Annotated in this window: 16 protein-coding genes and 1 pseudogene; 5 read left to right on the forward strand and 12 right to left on the reverse strand. The window is 73.1% G+C overall.

Annotated elements, in window-relative coordinates:
* Positions 1–84: 84 nt before the first annotated feature.
* Complete coding sequence (locus tag WHN02_RS13290) at positions 85–1461, reverse strand: glycoside hydrolase family 6 protein (RefSeq protein WP_434743597.1); 1377 nt, start codon at positions 1459–1461, stop codon at positions 85–87.
* Between the two features lie 231 nt (positions 1462–1692).
* On the opposite strand from WHN02_RS13290, the gene WHN02_RS13295 reads away from it, so the two are divergent.
* Positions 1693–2655, forward strand: a complete 963-nt coding sequence (locus tag WHN02_RS13295) for an NAD(P)/FAD-dependent oxidoreductase (protein ID WP_434743598.1) — start codon at positions 1693–1695, stop codon at positions 2653–2655.
* A 97-nt stretch (positions 2656–2752) separates the two neighbouring features.
* On the opposite strand, the gene WHN02_RS13300 is transcribed toward WHN02_RS13295, so the two are convergent.
* On the reverse strand, positions 2753–4873 hold the full coding sequence (locus WHN02_RS13300; RefSeq protein ID WP_434743599.1) for a SpoIIE family protein phosphatase: 2121 nt from the start codon (positions 4871–4873) through the stop codon (positions 2753–2755).
* A gap of 214 nt (positions 4874–5087) precedes the next feature.
* On the opposite strand from WHN02_RS13300, the gene WHN02_RS13305 reads away from it, so the two are divergent.
* A complete protein-coding gene (locus WHN02_RS13305; protein ID WP_434743600.1) occupies positions 5088–5891 on the forward strand; it encodes a mechanosensitive ion channel family protein in 804 nt (267 codons plus the stop codon).
* 147 nt (positions 5892–6038) lie between these two features.
* Here the strand turns inward: WHN02_RS13305 and WHN02_RS13310 are convergent, their stop codons facing one another.
* Complete coding sequence (locus tag WHN02_RS13310) at positions 6039–6410, reverse strand: DUF6401 family natural product biosynthesis protein (RefSeq protein WP_434743601.1); 372 nt, start codon at positions 6408–6410, stop codon at positions 6039–6041.
* Positions 6411–6548: 138 nt separating this feature from the next.
* Positions 6549–6761 carry a hypothetical protein gene (locus WHN02_RS13315; protein WP_434743602.1) on the reverse strand — a complete coding sequence of 71 codons (213 nt, stop codon included), beginning with the start codon at positions 6759–6761 and terminating at the stop codon, positions 6549–6551.
* Positions 6762–7014: 253 nt separating this feature from the next.
* On the opposite strand from WHN02_RS13315, the gene WHN02_RS13320 reads away from it, so the two are divergent.
* Positions 7015–8208, forward strand: a complete 1194-nt coding sequence (locus WHN02_RS13320; RefSeq protein WP_434743603.1) for an MFS transporter — start codon at positions 7015–7017, stop codon at positions 8206–8208.
* Between the two features lie 37 nt (positions 8209–8245).
* Here WHN02_RS13320 and WHN02_RS13325 read toward each other — a convergent pair whose 3' ends face one another.
* The 4 genes from WHN02_RS13325 to WHN02_RS13340 all read right to left on the reverse strand — a co-directional run bounded on the left by WHN02_RS13325 (position 8246) and on the right by WHN02_RS13340 (position 10548).
* The gene (locus tag WHN02_RS13325) at positions 8246–8509 is read right to left on the reverse strand and encodes a hypothetical protein (protein WP_434743604.1); all 264 of its coding nucleotides are present in this window, start codon (positions 8507–8509) and stop codon (positions 8246–8248) included.
* A 43-nt stretch (positions 8510–8552) separates the two neighbouring features.
* A complete protein-coding gene (locus tag WHN02_RS13330; protein WP_350897387.1) occupies positions 8553–9014 on the reverse strand; it encodes an SRPBCC family protein in 462 nt (153 codons plus the stop codon).
* 55 nt (positions 9015–9069) lie between these two features.
* Positions 9070–9486 carry a DUF2795 domain-containing protein gene (locus WHN02_RS13335; protein ID WP_434743605.1) on the reverse strand — a complete coding sequence of 139 codons (417 nt, stop codon included), beginning with the start codon at positions 9484–9486 and terminating at the stop codon, positions 9070–9072.
* A gap of 69 nt (positions 9487–9555) precedes the next feature.
* Positions 9556–10548 (reverse strand): YihY/virulence factor BrkB family protein, encoded by a 993-nt coding sequence (locus WHN02_RS13340; RefSeq protein ID WP_434743606.1) that lies wholly within the window; start codon positions 10546–10548, stop codon positions 9556–9558.
* A gap of 180 nt (positions 10549–10728) precedes the next feature.
* On the opposite strand from WHN02_RS13340, the gene WHN02_RS13345 reads away from it, so the two are divergent.
* Complete coding sequence (locus WHN02_RS13345) at positions 10729–11130, forward strand: ChaB family protein (RefSeq protein WP_434743607.1); 402 nt, start codon at positions 10729–10731, stop codon at positions 11128–11130.
* A gap of 15 nt (positions 11131–11145) precedes the next feature.
* Here WHN02_RS13345 and WHN02_RS13350 read toward each other — a convergent pair whose 3' ends face one another.
* Complete coding sequence (locus tag WHN02_RS13350; protein ID WP_434743608.1) at positions 11146–12579, reverse strand: aldehyde dehydrogenase family protein; 1434 nt, start codon at positions 12577–12579, stop codon at positions 11146–11148.
* Between the two features lie 72 nt (positions 12580–12651).
* On the opposite strand from WHN02_RS13350, the gene WHN02_RS13355 reads away from it, so the two are divergent.
* Positions 12652–14253, forward strand: coding sequence for a phytoene desaturase family protein (locus tag WHN02_RS13355; protein ID WP_434743609.1), 1602 nt, complete (start codon positions 12652–12654; stop codon positions 14251–14253).
* A gap of 694 nt (positions 14254–14947) precedes the next feature.
* On the opposite strand, the pseudogene WHN02_RS13360 reads toward WHN02_RS13355, so the two are convergent.
* From WHN02_RS13360 to WHN02_RS13370, 3 genes and pseudogenes are all read right to left on the reverse strand, one after another.
* Positions 14948–15709 (reverse strand): annotated as a pseudogene (locus WHN02_RS13360) (polyprenol monophosphomannose synthase); the annotation flags it as partial.
* An 83-nt stretch (positions 15710–15792) separates the two neighbouring features.
* Positions 15793–16794: an SDR family oxidoreductase gene (locus tag WHN02_RS13365; protein ID WP_434743610.1), complete on the reverse strand. Its 1002-nt coding sequence runs from the start codon at positions 16792–16794 to the stop codon at positions 15793–15795.
* Positions 16791–17219: an SRPBCC family protein gene (locus WHN02_RS13370; RefSeq protein WP_434743611.1), complete on the reverse strand. Its 429-nt coding sequence runs from the start codon at positions 17217–17219 to the stop codon at positions 16791–16793. Before WHN02_RS13370 ends, WHN02_RS13365 begins: the two co-directional genes overlap by 4 nt.
* Positions 17220–17286: the final 67 nt, after the last annotated feature.

A 17286-nucleotide genomic window follows, 5' to 3' on the forward strand; every position in this document is an offset into this window, starting at 1 on the left:
CGGCTGCCTGAGCTGCGTCTCGGAGGTCTGGGCCGGTGCCGTGGGTGCTCCCCGTCGTACGTCGACGGGGAGCACCCGGTCGGCTCAGGAGCAGGCCGAACCGTTCAGGGTGAAGGCGGTCGGCGTGGGGACCGTCGACCCGGAGGAGTGGGTGCCCTGGAAACCGACCGAGGTGCTGGCCCCGGTCCCCAGGTTGCCGTTCCAGGCGATGTTGCGGACCGTGATCCGGTTGCCGGACTGGCTCCACTCACCGTTCCACCCGGTGCTGAGCCGGACCCCGGAGGCGACGTCGAAGGTGAGCGTCCATCCGTTGACGGCCGGTCCCCGGTTGGTGATGCGCAGTTCGGCGGTGAAACCCCCGGTCCAGCTGTTCGGGGTCCAGGTCACCCCACACCCTCCGGCCGGTGGGGTGGTCGCTGGCGGGGTGGTGACCGGCGGGGTGGTCGGAGGCGCGGTGGTCACCGGCGGGGTGGTCGGTGGGGTGGTGACCGGACCGGCGGCGACCGCCAGGTCGTACGCCCGTTGGGGAACGAACTGGCCCGCCCCGGCGATGCAGCCGTCCGCCTCGCCGGGCAGCTTCACCCAGAGCAGCGCGTCGATGGCCGGGTCGCCGGTGTTCGTGGTGCTCGGGGTGCCGATCGCCCGGCCGGGCGGGTCGCACCACTCGGAGCCGGCCGGTCCGTTGCCGTTGCGGCTGGTGTCGATCACCGCCTTCAACCGGGACACCCCGGTCGCGTGGATCACCTGCTTGGCCCAGTTGACCGCCTCGGAGGTGGTCCGGTAGTTCGACACGTTCACCGAGATGCCGTCGCCGCTGTTGGCGATGTCGGCGCCGTTGAGCCGGGAGGCGGCCTCGGCGGGGGAGAGCCACGCCGAGTGCCCCGCGTCGAAGTAGACCTTCGCCTGGGAGGACCCGGCCTTGAGCGCCTTTCCGGCGTACGCCATCGAGGCCCGGGTCTCGGCCTGCTGCGAGGCGTTCTGGCAGCTGGTCATCAGGGGGAGGACGTCGGGCTCCAGGACGATGGTGGCCGGACGACCGCCGAGGCCGGCGGCGACCTGGTCGACCCACGATCGGTAGGCGGTGTGGTTGGGGGCGCCCCCGCTGCTCGCCCCGCTGCAGTCGCGGTTCGGGATGTTGTAGACGACGAGGATCGGCCGCTTCCCGGCGGCGGCCGCCGCGCCGACGAAGGCGGAGACCTCCGACCTGACGGTGGCGGTGTTGGTGGTGGTGTACCACCGGGCCTGGGGGACGTTGGCGATCCGGTCCCGGATCACCGCCGCCCGGCTGTCGTTCGGGTTCTGCGCGACCCAGGTCGCCGCGCGGGTGTCCGGGTCGACGTAGAAGACGGAGTCGGCGGCGGCCGACGCGGGCCGGGTCAGGACGCCCGCCCCGATGGTCGCGGCCACCGCGACGGCACCGGCCACGGCGACCGCCGTGGCCAGACCTGAAGTTCTCCTCATCACTGCTCCTCGATCACAGATATCGACGTTTGCCCCTGGAAGCGCTCCCACGCGATTCTGTCAAAACTACGGGCAGGTTGCCGTCGTGTGAAGACCTCCGACAGTTCCGAGAGAACCGGATCCGACACCAGCGCCGACGTCGACCGGCTCCTCGATCACCCTCGGTCGTCCGCTCCGTCACCTCCAGCGCTTGTCGGGCGAGGGCCGCCACCTGCGGCATACGATGATCAGGTGACTGCGGACGTACTGGTGGTCGGCGCCGGGATCGCCGGGGTGGCCTGCGCCCGGGAACTGGTCCAGGCCGGGATCGGGGTGCGGGTCCGAGACCGCGCCCGGGTCCCCGGCGGCCGGATGGCCACCCGCCGGTTCGACGGCCGACCGGTGGACCTCGGGGCCGCGTACTTCACCGTCGACGACCCCGACTTCGCCGACGTGGTCGACAGGTGGCACGCCGCCGGACTCGTCCGGAGGTGGACCGACACCTTCCTCGCGTACGGTCCGGACGGCCGCCGGGCCGTGCCCGGTCCACTCCGGTGGGCCGCCCCCGCCGGGCTGCGTTCCCTCGTCGCCCACCTGGCCCGGGACCTCCCGGTGACCCTGGAGGAGCCGGTCACCTCGGTCGGACCGGGCCCCACCGCCGACGGGCAACCGTACGCCGCCGTGGTCCTGGCCATGCCCGACCCGCAGGCGGCCCGGCTGCTCGACCCGGCGCTGGCCGCGGCGACCCGGGTGGTCGGCGGACGACGGTGGTCACCGGTGCTCGCCGCCGCCCTGCACTTCCCGACCCGGCGGTGGCCGGACTTCCACGGTGCCTTCGTCAACGAACACCCGCTCCTGCGGCTGGTCTGCGACGACGGCGACCGTCGGGGCGACGGGGCACCCGTCCTGGTCGCACACAGCACCCCCGAGTACGCCGCCCGGCACCTGACCGACCCGGCCGCCGCCGGCCCCGCGCTGGCCCAGGCCACCGTCGCCCTGCTCGAACTACCCGAGCGGCCCCGACAGGTGTACGTGCACCGGTGGACCTTCGCCGCACCGACTGCCACCCGCACCGAGCACCACCACCTCGACGACGACGGCATCGGGCTGGCCGGGGACGCCTTCGCCGGGAAGCCCCGGGTGCAGAGCGCCTGGCTCTCCGGGCGGGAACTCGGCCGGGCGCTCGCCGCCCGACTGCGCCCGGCCACCGCCTGAGGGCGTCACCAGCCGCCTGAGGGCGGTCGGGGAGTCCGGGCGTGGGCGGTACCGGTCAGACCCGGCATCCCGCGCGGGCCGCCACCGGCGGCGCGGGTCACCCCGGCGGCAGCAGGATCTCGAACCAGACCGTCGACCCCCGCACCGTCGGGTCGGTGCCCCAGGCGTCGCTGAGCTGCTCGATCAGTCCCAACCCCCGACCCCGGCTGCTCAGGGTGTCGGTCCGGGCGCGGGTCACCGTACCCCGGGTGCCGGAATCGGAGACCGACACCAACAGCCGCTCCGCACTCAGGTCGATCTCGACCCGGGCGGCGGTCCCGGCGTGCAGCAGGGCGTTGGTGGTCAGTTCACTGGTGCAGAGCACCGCCGCCCCGATGACCTGCTCCGGGACCAGCCACTCGGTGAGCTGGGCGGTCATCCAGTGGCGGACCCGGCTCGGTGCTGTCGGCTCCGCCGGCACCTCCATGCTCACCGACCGGCTCGGCCGCAACGCGTACTCCACGGCGAGCACCGCGACGTCGTCCTCGGTCGCGTCGTCCACCGCGCCGCTGGCCACCGCGCAGAGGGCCCGGGGGTCACCGTTGCCCGCCTCGGCGACCGCCTCGGTGAGGCGGGCCAACCCGGCCGAGAGGCTCTGTCGACGCCGCTCCACCACGCCGTCGCTGAACAACAGCAGGGTGTCCCCGGGAACGAAGCGGACGGTGGTGGTGGCGAACCGTCCCCCCAGCCCCAGCGGAGGCCCCGGGGGCAGGTCGACGTACTCGGCCGTCGAGTCGCCATCGGCGGTGCAGCGCCGGATCAGCGGCGCGGGGTGCCCGGCGCTGGCGAGCGTGACCGACAGGTCGTCGGCGTCGACGACGCCGAGGACCACCGTGACGAAGAGTTCCTGGGTGTCCGCCTCCGCGCCCAGACTGGCGACCAGCCGGTCCAGGCCGGCGAGGACCACGTCCGGGCGGGGGTCGGCCAGGGCGAGCGCCCGCAGCGCGGCCCGGACCTGCCCCATCCGGGCGGCGGCCTGGACGTCGTGACCGGCGACGTCACCGAGGACCACACCGAGGCGGCCCGAGGGGAGCAGGAACGCGTCGTAGAAGTCGCCCCCGGCCGCGTTGCCGTCGACACCCGGGGCGTACCGGGCGGCGATGCGCAGCCGGGGCAGGTCCGGGAGGTGCTCCGGCAGCATGCTCCGTTGCAGGAGCTGGGCGGTCCCGTGCTGGGTCTCGAACCGGCGGGCCCGCTCGGCGGCCTGGCCGATCAGCTCCGCCAACGCCGACAGCAGGGCCTGCTCGGCGGTGGACCAGTGGTGCGCGGTCTCGTACCCCACGGCGAACCCGCCCCGGACCACCAGGCTGCGCAGCGGGACGGTGGCCAGGGCGCGGACCTTCTGGTCGTGCCGGTCCACTGCGTGTTCGCGCAGCGGCTGACCGTCCGGGGTGAAGACCGGCACGCCGGTACGGGCGGCGACGAGCAGCGGGGCCGTCGAGTCCCCGGCCACCCGCCGCCACAGCGGGGGCAGCCGCTCGTCGGCCTCGTCCAGCAGTTCGCCCCGGACCCGCCGCACGGTTCGGAAACCGGTGCCGTCGTCGACGGCGAAGGAGACCCGGTCGGCGTCGAACGACTCGGTGGCGTACCGGAGGGTGGCCCGGGCCACGTCGTCGAGGGTGAGGGTGCCGGCCAGGGCGGCCGCGAACTCGCTCAGGCTCAACAGGTGGTTGGTGACCTGTGTGGTCTGCGCCGCCACCGTCAGCACCCCGACGACCTCTCCGGTGCTGTCCCGGACGGGGGAGTAGCCCCTGGTGAAGACCGCCTGCTCGGCACCGTGCTCGTACCGCCTGTCGAAGGGCAGCAGGGTCTCGTTCTCCAGGAACGACTCGCCGGACCGGTAGGTCCGCTCGATGACGTCACCGACGCCGGGCATCCCCCACACGTCGGCGAAGACCTCGGGGGCCGGACGGCCCAGCGCCTCCGGGTGTCGGCCGCCGATCAGCTCGGCGTACCCGTCGTTGTAGAGGAGCAGGAGCTTCTCGCCGTACGCCAGGGCCATCGGCACGGGGGAGGTGAGCACGACGTCGACCACGGCACGGACGGCGGGGTCCCAGGACTCCGGCGGACCCAGCACGCCCCACGGACCGCCGGGGATCGCCGACGCCGTGCGGTGAGCGGTCCGGGCCCCCGGAACGGGAGCTGCGGGTGTGGGCACTCGCCCGACCGTGCCTGGCATGTGCGCAGCCTATCCGTAGTACGGCGGAGCTGTCGTTGATCATGGTGGCGACGATCGATGGTCGACCCTCCCCGGGCGGTGCAGGGATCGCCGTCTGCCCTGGTCAGGGCCGCCCTGTCGGTGGATGTCGGGAAAATCGGGGGGCACCGTCCGGCGTGCTGCCGCATCGAGGGGGTATGCGGCCCGCGCTAGTCCATGCGACAGGAGGGACATCATGCGGGAAACCCTCGCGGTCGGGGCGCAGAACGCCGTCGGTACCGCCCTGACCGACTTGTGGAGGTCGGTGCTGACCTTCGTCCCACGAGCCATCGCGTTCATCGCGATCCTCGTGATCGGATGGCTCATCGCACGCGCCGTCCTACGAATCGTCGATGCGGTGCTGGAGCGGGTGGGGTTCGACAAGGCGGTCGAACGAGGCGGCATCCGACGCGCCCTGGAACGCACCAGGTACGACGCGAGCGACATCCTGGCCAGGCTGGCGTACTACGCCGTCCTGCTGTTCACCCTGCAGTTCGCCTTCGGCGTGTGGGGACCGAACGCCATCTCGGACCTGATCCGAGGCGTGGTGGCCTGGCTGCCACGGGCCTTCGTCGCGATCGTCATCGTGGTCATCGCCGCCGCCATCGCCAACGCGGTACGGGACCTGGTCAGCGGTGCGCTGGGCGGGCTGTCGTACGGCCGGGTGCTGGCCGACGTGACCGCCGTGTTCATCCTGGCGCTCGGTGTGATCGCGGCGCTGAACCAGGTGGGCATCGCCACCACCGTCACCACTCCGGTCCTGATCGCGGTCCTCGCCACGGTGGCGGGCATCCTGATCATCGGAGTCGGCGGCGGTCTGGTCCGGCCCATGCAGCAGCGGTGGGACGGCTGGCTGGACCGGGCCTCCGAGGAGGCGCGTGCGGTCCGGGAACACCGGCAGGCCCGCAACGCCGGGCGCAGCGACTACGAGCGGCAGATGGCCGACCGTGCCGGACAGCCGACGCAGGCCTTCGGCCGGGCCGAGGAGCACACGCGGTAGGGCCGTTCGGTGGGCGACCGCCGGGGGATGTTCGCGCCGACCGGGCGTGGACGTCCTCCGGTGGTCGTCTCGACGGGACCCGGACACCCGTCGACCGCCTCGGCGTCCGGCCGGTGACCAGCGCCTCGGCGTCCGGTCCGGGGGTGGCTAGCCCCTCGGCGTCCGGCCCCGGGGCAGCTGGTCGGCCAGGGCGCAGACCCCGAGCAGGCGCAGGACCAACCAGTCCGGCTCGGACCAGTCCACCGGCCCGAGCGGCAGGAACCCGTCCTGCTCCAGCGCGGCGGCACGTACCCCCTCGGCGTAGCCGGCCAGGGCGGCGGCGGTCAGCGGCCGACGGTCACCGTCGAGGCTGTCCCTGATCGCTGCCGCGTGCTGGTCGACCAGGGCGAGCAGACCGGGCCGGGTGCCGGCCTCGGTCAGTCCGCTGGTGCCCACGGAGGCGGTCAACTCGGTGAGGGCGGATCGGGCGGAACCGATGGCGGTGCCGGAGGTCGTCCGATCGTCGGGTGGCGGGCGCATGGAAACCGAGGCTAACCAACCCGGCACCCCGTCGACCTCGTCCACTCGGCGGGTGGGGGGTCCACCACGCCGGTGGCCGGCCTACGGCCGGGGGATCGATTCGGCGACAACCGGGCACCGGGCCCGCAGGCCCCGGGCCTAGTCGCCGGGGCGGGCGTCCGCCGGACGGCGGCGGGCCGCGTCGTCGGCGATGATGACGGTGGCCACCATCAGCGCGACGCAGATGCTGAACAACCAGGAGCCGTCGGCGACCAGCTGGGCCGAGACCGGGGCCTGGACAGCGGCGAGCAGGAAGCCGAGCCAGGCGAGCCGCCGCTGACGAACGGTGAGAAAGCCGGAACCCTGTTGCATTCCGAAAGTCTTGCGCGCGATGCCCCGTTCGCCGTCCCCCGATCGGCCGATTCTAGATGGGCTGACCGTTCTTGTGCCCGTACGTTCGGGAAATCTTGTCCACTCGGCGGTGGCGGCGAGCGTAGTCATTCGTTCCAGTGACGGCGGGGTCACTCATCGACGGTGATCGTCGACGCCCCTCGATGCTCCGGTCGGCGCTGGAGCAGGTCGAGGGGGCACCCTCACCGGACCTTCTACGGCAGGATGGGCGCTCGTGTCCACCCGTGCCGGCGCACCCCGCCCCGCCCTGCTCCTGCTGGCCTACCTCGCCTTCGTCAGCCTCGGCCTCCCCGACGGGTTGCTCGGCGTCGGCTGGCCGTCGATCCGCACCGAGTTCGGCGTACCGACCGAGGCCGTCGGGATCCTGCTCACCGTCGGCGCGGCCGGCTACCTCACCTCCGGTGTCCTCGCCGGTTTCACACTGGCCCGGCTCGGCATCGGTCGGCTGCTGACCGGCAGCACCCTGCTGGCGGGATTGACCCTGACCGGGTACGCCCTCTCGCCCCGGCTGGCCGTGATGATCGGCTGCGCGTTCCTGCTCGGGATCGGCTCCGGGGCGATCGACTCCGGGCTCAACGCGTACGCGGCGGCGGCCTTCGGCCCGCGACACATGAACTGGTTGCACGCCTTCTTCGGCCTCGGCGTGGCGCTCGGTCCGTTGATCATGACCGCGGCGATCAGTCTCGGTCTGGGCTGGCGGTGGGGGTACGCCACTGTCGCCGCCGCCCAACTCGCCCTCGCCACGGCCTTCGCCCTCACCATCAGGGCCTGGCGGCACGGGTCCGACACCACCGCAGGCGTGGCCGGGGACTCCACGCCGCCGCCCCCTGCCGCACCGGTGCCGGTCGGGGAGACCCTCCGGCTGCCCGCGGTGTGGCTCGGGACGCTGGCGTTCATGCTGTACGTGGGCGTCGAGGCCGCGGCCGGCCTCTGGGCGTACCTGCTGCTCACCGAGGGACGAGGGGTGGGCGCGGCGGTCGCCGGGATCTGCGTCTCGGCGTACTGGGGGAGCCTGTTCGTCGGACGACTGGTGCAGGGGGTCCTCGCCGAACGGCTCGGTGCCGCCCGGGTCCTGCGGGCCAACCTGTACGGCATGGCGGTGGGCGCGGGGCTGATCGCCCTGCCCGCACCAGCCTGGGTGGCGGTGGCGGGCCTGGTCGTCCTCGGGTTCACCGCCGCACCGGTCTTCCCGCTGCTCACCCTCACCACCGCCGAACGGGTCGGGGCGGCCCACGCCGACCGGACCATCGGGATCCAGATCGGCGCCTCCAGTCTGGGCGTGTCACTGCTGCCCGCCGGGATCGGGGTGCTCCTGAGTCGGTACAGCGTGGAGTGGCTCGGGCCGGCCCTGGTGGTGCTCACGGTCGCCCTGGTCGCCCTGCACACGGCGGCGTCCCGACGCAGGTGACCCGGACGGGCTCGATCCGTCCGGGTCACCTGCGTCGTCACATGCTGTCCGGGCCGGTCCGTCCCATCGTCGACGGCCGGTACGCGCGCTCCTCGTCGGTCATCTCCCGACGCCGGTCCGCCGTCGTCGCGCCCCGGTCCACCGCCTCCGGCCCGTGCCCGAACTCGGCCTCCGCGCCGGCGTCGTTACCCGTGACGTCGTCGGACTGCCCGTCGACCGGAGACCGGGCGATGGCCCGGTCCAACTCCTCCAACGGCGTACGGTCCTCGTCGCGCCACACCCTGCCGTCGTTCTCCGTCATGCCATCAGCGGTACCCGACGGGCATCCCGGCAAACAGGCGGGGTCACGGTCGTGGACGCTCGACCTCTCCGCGCCAGGCTCCGGTCTCCTGCCCCCGGCGCTCGATGAACTTCTTGAACCGCTCCAGGTCGCCCTTGGCCCGCCGGTCCACGACGCCCAGCTTGTCCCCGGCCTGCTCCACCACACCGTGCGGCTCGAACTCCAGTTGCAGGGTGACCCGGGTGTTCTCCGGGTCCAGCCGGTGGAAGGTGACCACCCCGGCCTGCTGGGTGCCGCCGGTCGACCGCCAGGCGACCCGCTCGTCAGGGAGCTGTTCGGTGATCTCCGCGTCGAACTCCCGGGTCACCCCGGCGATCTCGACCCGCCAGTGGGTCATTGTGTCGGTGACCTGGCGGACCTCCTCGACACCCTCCATGAAGTGCGGGAACTCCTCGAACTGCGTCCACTGGTCGTACGCGGTACGGATCGGGACCGCCACGTCGACATGCTCGGTAACGCCACTCATCAGCTCTCCTCCGCCAAGCGCCGGTGATTCCGGTCGGGATCGGGGGCGATCCGCCTCACCAGCGCGTCGTCTCGTTCTTGTGGCCCAACGCGGCCCACACCTCGGAAACCGTCTGGTACGACGTGTCGGCGGGCAGTCCTTCGAGCGCCGACACGATGTCCTCCGGGGCGTTGTTGTCCCGCGCGTTCTGCAGCAGGGAAGCCCTGTCACCGGGCAGTGCCGACAGGCTGATGAACCGACCGAGGCGGCTACGTTGCTCGACGTCGGTGGAGGTCATCCCCTGGGGCGTGCCGCTGCGCAGGTCCCCCGCCGGTGCCGTGGTGGCCTCCGGCTGGTCCTCGCCCGCCGGCTCGGGCTGACGGAACTCGTCAACCCGGGAACCGGCAGTGCCGGGGCCCTGGACCAGGCCCTCGACCTCCTGGCTCATCTGGTCGTCGACTCGGGGCGAGTGCTTGCTGCTGCCACGTTCCATGCCCTAGCGCTACCCGGGGTGACTGCGGGTAAACAGAGATCGGTCGACGCGTCACGAACCGATCACCGGTCACGGCTCGACGGGGGAACGGGGTGGCAACAGCGGGTCGTCCGGGTCCGGTTCGCCCGCCTGCAACCGGCGGCCCCGCTGCAACTCCGCGTTGATCTGGACGCCCAGCATCAACGCGCAGTTGGACATGAACAGCCACACCAAAAAGGCGATCACCGCGCCGAGGCTGCCGTACGTGACGTCGTACGAGCCGAAGTTCGACACGTACAGACCGAAACCGAACGTGACGACGACCCAGACGACCAGGGCCACCGCCCCGCCGGGGGTGAGCCACCGGAACCGGGGTTGCCGGACGTTGGGCGCGATCCAGAACAGCAACGAGAGCAGGGTCATCAGCATCAGGGCCAGCAGCGGCCACTTGCTGACGTTCCACACCGTGACGGCCAGCCCGCCCGCGTTGACGAGGTCACCCACGGCGTCGGCGATGGGACCGCTGACGATCAGCCCGGTGGCGACCAGGGCGAGCAGGATCAGCGCCACCCCGGCGAGTCCCATCTGCAACGGGCGCAGCTTCCAGAAGGGCCGCCCCTCGGTCACCCCGTAGATGGTGTTGGCGGCCCGGGTGAACGAGCTGATGAACCCGGACGCCGACCAGAGCGCCCCGACGAGGCCGAAGCTCAGCAACACCCGGGCCCCGCTCTGCTGGTCGACCACGCCCCGAACCACCTCGACGAAGCTGTCGTTGGCCACGATCGCCCCGGCCCCCATCTCCCGGGCCAGGTCGAGCACCGTGTCCACCGTCTGCTCCCCGTCGGAGACCAGGCCGACCAACGCCACCACCACGACGGTGGAGGGGAACAACGCCAGGACCCCGTAGTAGGTCAGCGCGGCGGCCAGGTCGACGCAGTTGTCCTTGAGGAAGTTCTGCCCGCTGCGGACCAGCACCCCACGCCACGTCCGCCAGTTCAACTGCCGGATCCGCCGGGGGGCCGACAGTCGGGCCGCCGCAGCGGACTCGGTGTCCTCCCCGACCGGTTCCGTGGTCGCCGTCATGCCCGCTCCCTGCTGCCCGGCCGCGACGGCCGGGCGGATCGCCGTCGTCGCCGGCGGCTCGATCGCCCGCCGGTACCCCGACCCCGTCGTCGCAAAACCCTCCGCCGGTACGCCGGTGCGTTTGACCCGGCCGGTCCGGGGAACGGGAAAAGGTCAGGACCCGACACGGAGGAGGACGAGATGCCCGGGCGCGAGGTACTGCCGAGCACGCTGCGACGCTCCCCGGAGAAGGCCCAGCGTACCTGGGTCAAGACGCACGACTCGGCGGTGGAGACGTACGGCGAGGGGGAGCGGGCGCACCGCGTCGCCTTCGCCGCCGTCAAGCACGAGTTCGAGAAGGTCGGCGACCACTGGGAGCCGAAGGGACGCAAGGGCCCCAGCGACAGTCAGGCAGCCGGCGGCGGCCCGGCCCGACGGGCTCCCACCGCCGGTGGGGTGGACGCCAACGCCACCAAGGACCACCTCATGCAGGTGGCCCGCAGCCTCGACGTCAAGGGGCGGTCCACGATGACCAAGGCGGAACTGGTCAAAGCCATCCAGAAGGCCAACGACAGGCAGACGCGCAAGGCCCGCTCCCGCTGACCCACCGCCGGGGGATCACCAGTGGCCCCCGGCCGGTGCGGCGAGGTGGACCACCTTCGTCGCGGTCAGCTCGTCGAGCAGCTCCGGGCCGTAGCCGAAGCCCTGCCCGCTGCCCCGACGGGGGTGGGCGGCGCCACCGGGGGCACCACCGAACACGGCGTTGACCTTCACCGTGCCGACCGGCAGCTCCCGACAGGCCCGCTGGGCGTGGCTCATCGAACCGGTGAGCACCGTGGCGGACAACCCGTACGGTGACCGGCTCGCCCGCTTCAGCGCGTCGCTGAACGAGTCGACCACCACGACCGGGGCGACCGGACCGAAGGTCTCCTCCCGGACCACCACCATCTCGTCGGCGCAGTCGGTGAGCACCGTCGCCGGATAGAAGGCCCCCGGCCCGTCCGGGACGGTGCCGCCGACCCGCAGCCGCGCCCCCTCGGCCAGCGCCGCCGTGACCTGCCCGTGCACGTGGTCGCGATGCCGCCGGTCCACCAGCGGACCCAACTCGGTGTCCGGGTCCCGGCCCGGTCCGGCCCGCAGCGCCCCGGCGCGCTCGGCGAGCAGGTCGACGAAGTCCTCGGCGAGGTCCCGGTGGACGTAGATCCGCTCCACCGCCACGCAGATCTGGCCCGCGTTGGCGAACGCCCCGAGGGCGGCCTGCTCGGCCGCCCAGACCGGGTCGATCCCGGCGTCCACGATCAGCGGGTCGCTCCCGCCGTTCTCCAGCAGGGCCTTCGCCCCGCTGCCGACGCACGCCGCCGCGATGGCCCGACCGGTCGCCGTCGAACCCACGTGCGCCACGACGTCCACCTCCTGGGCCGCCAGGGCCGCCCCCACCTGCGCCCCGCCGGTCAGCAGGGACAGCACCCCGGGTGGCAGGACACCGTCGAGGGCCCGCGCCAGCAACCAGCCGGTCGCCGGACTCCGCTCGCTCGGCTTGAACACCACCACGTTGCCGGTGACCAGGGCCGCGCCGAGCAACCCGCAGGCGACGGCCACCGGATCGTTCCACGGGGTGATCGCTGCCACCACACCCCTCGGCTCGGGCACCATGAGGTCGACGGCGCTGCGGGCACCGTGCAGCGTCCGGCCGCCGCGCAGGGGGCCGAGTTCGGCGTACTGACGCAGGGTCCCGACCCCGGCCGCGACGCCACCGCGCGCGTCGTCGAGGGGCTTGCCCATCTCGGCGGTGGTGGCGTGGGCCAGCTCCTCCGCCACGGCCGCCACCGCGTCGGCGGCCCGACGCAGCACCTCGCCCCGCTGCGCCGGATCGGTCGCCGCCCAGCCCGGCGCGGCACCCCGCGCCGCAGCGACGGCCTTCGCCACCTCGTCCGCCGTCGCCACCGGTACGGTGCTGACCGGCCTCCCGTCGGCCGGGTCGGTGACCGCCAGGTCGCCGCCGTCCCCACCCGCGCCCCACACTCCACCGATGAGCTGCTCAACCCGGTACATGCGGCGCTGGATGCCCCGGCCCAGGCCGGACAAACACGTTTCGCCCGGTGGCCCGGGGGGTAGCCGGATCCGATGACCTCCCCCACCCAGACCGTGGACGCGGTCGTCGTCGGCGCCGGACACAACGGCCTGGTGGCGGCGAACCTGTTGGCCGACGCCGGCTGGGACGTCATGGTCCTGGAGGCCACCGGCGTACCGGGTGGGGCCGTCCGCTCCGCCGAGGTCACCGCCCCCGGCTACCTCAGCGACCTCTACAGCTCGTTCTACCCCCTCGGGTACGCCTCACCGGTGCTGCGCCGCCTCGACCTGGACCGGTACGGCCTGGCCTGGCGACACGCCCCCGACGTCCTCGCCCACCTCTTCCCCGACGGCCGGGCAGCGCTGCTGAACCGGGATCCGGACGTCACCGCCGCCTCCCTGGAACAGTTCGCCCCCGGGGACGGGGACCGCTGGCACGACGCGTACGCCGACTGGTCGACCGTCGCCGGGCCGATGCTGGACACCATCACCAGCCCCTTCCCCCCGGTGCGGGGCGGGTCGGCGTTGCTGCGTCGACTGCACGTCGGTGGGGCGCTGCGGCTGGCCCGCCGACTGGTGGTGCCGGTCCGCCAACTCGGTGACGAACTCTTCGACGGGGTGGGTGGACCGGCGTTGCTCGCCGGTTGCGCCCTGCACACCGACCTCTCCCCGGACGACGCCGGTTCCGGGGTGTACGGCTGGCTGTTGGCCATGCTCGGCCAGCAGATCGGCTGGCCGGTGCCGGCCGGTGGGGCACAACGGATCACCGACGCCCTCCTCGCCCGGCTGGTCGAGCGGGGCGGCCGGATCACGTACCAGGCCCGGGTGGACCGGGTGCTCGTCGCCCGGGGCCGGGCGATGGGGGTACGCACCGACGGCGGGACCCTGTGGCGGGCCCGTCGGGCGGTGGTCGCAGACGTTCCCGCCCCCGCCCTCTACCTGGACCTGGTCGGGGCGGCGGCGCTGCCGCCCCGGCTGGTCGAGGATCTGGCCCACTTCCGCTGGGACGGCTCCACCGTCAAGGTCGACTGGGCGCTCTCCGCGCCGGTGCCGTGGGCGAACCCGGCGCTGGCCGGGGCCGGCACCGTACACCTCGGGGCGGACCTCGACGGGCTGACCGGTTACGCCGGCAAGCTGGCCCGGAACAAGGTCCCCCGCAGGCCGTTCCTGCTCGCCGGGCAGATGACGGTGGCCGACCCGAGCCACTCACCTCCGGGGACCGAGTCGCTGTGGGCCTACACCCACCTGCCCTTCCGCCGGAACTGGCGGGCCGAGGAGATCGCCGAGCACGTCACCCGGATGGAACAGGTGATGGAGGACGCGGCCCCCGGGTTCCGGAAGCTGATCGTGGGGCGGCACGTGGCCGGACCGGCCGACATGGAACGGGACAACCCGAGCCTGGTGGGCGGGACGATCGGCGGCGGTACGGCGGCGGCGTACCAGCAGCTGTTCCTGCGCCCGATCCCCGGCCTCGGTCGGGCGGACACCCCGATCGACAGGTTGTTCCTGGCCAGCGCGTCGGCGCATCCCGGCGGCGGGGTACACGGGGCACCGGGGTCGAACGCCGCCCGAGCCGCGGTGGCCCGGGACCGTGCTCTCACCGGTGCCGCCTACGCCCGACTGATCCGATCCGCCCACCACACCCTGTACCGCTGACCCCACGCCGCCCCGGCCCCGCCCGGTGACGAGGGGCCACCGGGACGGCGCTGCGCCGAACACGTGCCCGCCGAAGGGGCGAACCCGGTGGCCCGCACGCAGGCCACCGGGTTCGGGTGGTTCAGGTGGTCCGGGGATGGACAGGTCAGGGGCGGGTGCCGGACCGGCCGCCCCGGGTGGACTTCTTCGCAGGCCGACCGGCCTTGGCGGGGGTACGGGTCCGGGGGGCCGGGTTGGTAGCGGGCTTGGCCTCGGCGACCGGTGCCGACTCGACGGTCTCGTCGGCGTTCGTCTCCGACGCGGCCGCCTCCGGGATGTTCGTCTCCGACGCGGCCGCCGTCTCCGGGGCCGTTGCTGCCTCCGGGGCGGTCGTCTCGTCGGCCTGTGGAGTCGCGGGGGAGCCGTCGACGGCGGTAGCCCCGGCCGGGGTGGCCTCGACGACGGGGGTGGCCTCGGTGGTCTCCCGCGTCGCGGTGGCGTCCGAGGCTGCGGTGGTCCCGGGCGTCGCAGCGGTGTCCGTGGTCGCATCGGTGGCGTCCGGGGTCGCAGCGGCGTCCGAGGTCGTGGTGGATTCCGACGTCACGGTGGGGGCGGCGGCGGTCGGGACGGCAGCGGCGGCCGGGGTGTCGTCGCCGGTGACCGCAGGGCCGGTGGTCGGGTTCGGCTCGACCTCGACCGGGTGGGCGCCGGTGCTGTCGATGTTGCGGTGCCGGCTGCGCAGCCGGAACGGCATCAGCGCGCTCTCGATCTTCGTGGCGGTGGTCATCTTCGACGCGCCGTCGCGCCGCTCCTCGAAGCGGATCGGCACCTCCAGGATGGTGTGCCCCAGCTTGGTGGCGAGGTAGTGCATCTCGACCTGGAAGCTGTAGCCGTTGGACTGGACCCGCTCCAGGCCGATGTCGACGAGCGCGTCGGCGCGCCAGATCTTGAACCCGGCGGTCAGGTCCCGGACCCGGACCCGCAACAGGGTGTGCACGTAGAGGTTGGCCCAGCCGCTGAGTGCCCGCCGGTACAGCGGCCAGGCCTCGTCGAGTTGGCCGCCGGGAACGTAGCGGGAGCCGATGACCACGCCGGCCCGGGTGGAGAGCAGGGCACCGAGCATGCCGGGCAGCGCCTCCGGCGGGTGGGACAGGTCGGCGTCCATCTGGGCGACGTACTCGGCGCCGCCGTCGAGGGCGCGGCTGATGCCGTCCACGTACGCCCGGCCGAGGCCCTCCTTGCCGGCCCGGTGGACGACCTGGATCCGGTCGGGGTGCTCGACGGCGAGCTTGTCGGCGACCTCGCCGGTGCCGTCCGGTGAGTTGTCGTCGGCGACCAGGATGCGCAACCCGGGCAGCGGAAGCGCGAGCAGTCGCTCGACCAGGACCGGAAGATTGCCCGCCTCGTTGTAGGTGGGGACCACGACGGTCAGGCGCACATCCCGCCACGGTGACGGCAACTGCACGGGTTCGATCATGACGGACATCCTCGGTTTGCCGACAGGGTACTCAGAGAGGGTAGCCACATGGTCGTGGCGGTTTCGTCAGGCTCCCCACTCCGCTACCGGAGACGGCGGCGCAGGCCGGTGGCGAGGACCGCCAGCCCGGTGACGGCCACGGCGGTGACAGCGGGTTTGTGGGTCCCCACCCAGAGTGCCGCCGAGCGGTGTCGGGTCCGATCGGTGAAGACGCCCTCGGCTCCCCGGTCCCGCTCCTGGTCGGCCGGGGCGTCCAGGTTGTCCCGCCAGGTCTGCGGGTCGACCGGAGTGGACGTCTGCTGGGCGTCGTACCCGTTGCGGGCCAGGAACCTGTCGAGCAGCCCGGGGAACAGGGTGTTACCCAGCCGGGTCCGCCAGGTCGGACCACCGACGTTGAGTTCCCGGGTCCCGCGGTCGGCGGCCCAGACCACGGCGCGGGCGGCCACCTCCGGGGCGAAGATCGGCGGAACCGGCTGCGGGTGCCGGGGGAGTCTGGTCCGTACCCAGGTGAACTGCGGGGTGTTGATCGCCGGGAGCTGCACCATGGACAGCTTCACCCCCGGGCAGTCGTGCAGCAGCTCCGACCGGAGGGAGTCGTTGAACCCCTGGATCGCGTGCTTGCTCGCGCAGTACGCCGACTGCAACGGAATCCCCCGGTAGGCGAGGGCCGAGCCGACCTGGACGATGGTGCCCCGCCCGTGCGCCCGCTGGTGTCGCAGGGCGGCCATCGTGCCGTACACGGTGCCCAGGTAGTTGACCTCGGTGACCCGGCGGAACTCGGCGGCGGAGATCTCCCAGGCCGGGGCGAAGACCGACACCATCGCGTTGTTGATCCACACGTCGATGCCGCCGAAGTGGTGCACGACGTCGTCGGCGGCCTGTTGGACCGCCCCGGCGTCGGCCACGTCGACCTGGTAGCACCGGACGTCGGCGGCCCCGAGCCGCCGGCAGTCCCGTTCGGCGGCGGCGAGACCGGCCTCCCCGCGCGCGATCAGCCCGAGGCGGGCTCCGCGTTGCGCGTACCGTCGGGCCACGGCCCGGCCGACCCCGGCGCTGGCCCCCGTCACCACCACCGTCTGCGTCACTGGTCGCCCTTCTGCCGGGTGGCGATGTCGGAGAGCCGCCGCAGGGTCTCCTTGTTGCGCTGGTGCAGGACCATGTCGTTGATCTTGGTCCGGATCCAGAGCAGCGGCCCGGCGGCGAAGTCCTCGCCGAGTCGGATCCGGGTCCGGCCGCCCTCCACCGGCTCCAGTGCGAAGGCCACGATCGCCTCCCCGGCGGGCCAGAGCTCGGCCCGCAGGGTCAGCCGGTACGGCGGCTCGGAGAGCAGCACCGTCGAGGTGTCCTCCAGGGAGAACGGCCACGGCCCGGCCCGGTGGTGCAGCTGACTGCCGACCCGGGGCCAGGCGTCGTCCACGTCGCGGATGTGCGCCGTCCCGACCACCCAGTCGCTGTACGTCCACCCGTCCGCCAGCACGGCGAAGACCTGCTCCGGCGGGGCATCGATCACTTTCTCCACAATCGCCACACTGCTCCCGGTACCCGGCCGACCGGCGGAGTATGCCGACCCGGGTTAG

The organism is Micromonospora sp. SH-82, from assembly GCF_051132485.1.
In the GTDB taxonomy this organism is placed as follows: Bacteria; Actinomycetota; Actinomycetes; order Mycobacteriales; family Micromonosporaceae; genus Micromonospora.

What these genes read in the sequence shown, in the direction of transcription:
- WHN02_RS13290 (WP_434743597.1), bottom strand. Translation starts at nt 1,461, where the DNA reads ATGAGGAGAACTTCAGGTCTGGCCACGGCGGTCGCCGTGGCCGGTGCC.
- WHN02_RS13300 (WP_434743599.1), bottom strand. Translation starts at nt 4,873, where the DNA reads ATGCCAGGCACGGTCGGGCGAGTGCCCACACCCGCAGCTCCCGTTCCG.
- WHN02_RS13305 (WP_434743600.1), top strand. Translation starts at nt 5,088, where the DNA reads ATGCGGGAAACCCTCGCGGTCGGGGCGCAGAACGCCGTCGGTACCGCC.
- WHN02_RS13310 (WP_434743601.1), bottom strand. Translation starts at nt 6,410, where the DNA reads ATGCGCCCGCCACCCGACGATCGGACGACCTCCGGCACCGCCATCGGT.
- WHN02_RS13315 (WP_434743602.1), bottom strand. Translation starts at nt 6,761, where the DNA reads ATGCAACAGGGTTCCGGCTTTCTCACCGTTCGTCAGCGGCGGCTCGCC.
- WHN02_RS13325 (WP_434743604.1), bottom strand. Translation starts at nt 8,509, where the DNA reads ATGACGGAGAACGACGGCAGGGTGTGGCGCGACGAGGACCGTACGCCG.
- WHN02_RS13330 (WP_350897387.1), bottom strand. Translation starts at nt 9,014, where the DNA reads ATGAGTGGCGTTACCGAGCATGTCGACGTGGCGGTCCCGATCCGTACC.
- WHN02_RS13335 (WP_434743605.1), bottom strand. Translation starts at nt 9,486, where the DNA reads ATGGAACGTGGCAGCAGCAAGCACTCGCCCCGAGTCGACGACCAGATG.
- WHN02_RS13340 (WP_434743606.1), bottom strand. Translation starts at nt 10,548, where the DNA reads ATGACGGCGACCACGGAACCGGTCGGGGAGGACACCGAGTCCGCTGCG.
- WHN02_RS13345 (WP_434743607.1), top strand. Translation starts at nt 10,729, where the DNA reads ATGCCCGGGCGCGAGGTACTGCCGAGCACGCTGCGACGCTCCCCGGAG.
- WHN02_RS13350 (WP_434743608.1), bottom strand. Translation starts at nt 12,579, where the DNA reads ATGTACCGGGTTGAGCAGCTCATCGGTGGAGTGTGGGGCGCGGGTGGG.
- WHN02_RS13355 (WP_434743609.1), top strand. Translation starts at nt 12,652, where the DNA reads ATGACCTCCCCCACCCAGACCGTGGACGCGGTCGTCGTCGGCGCCGGA.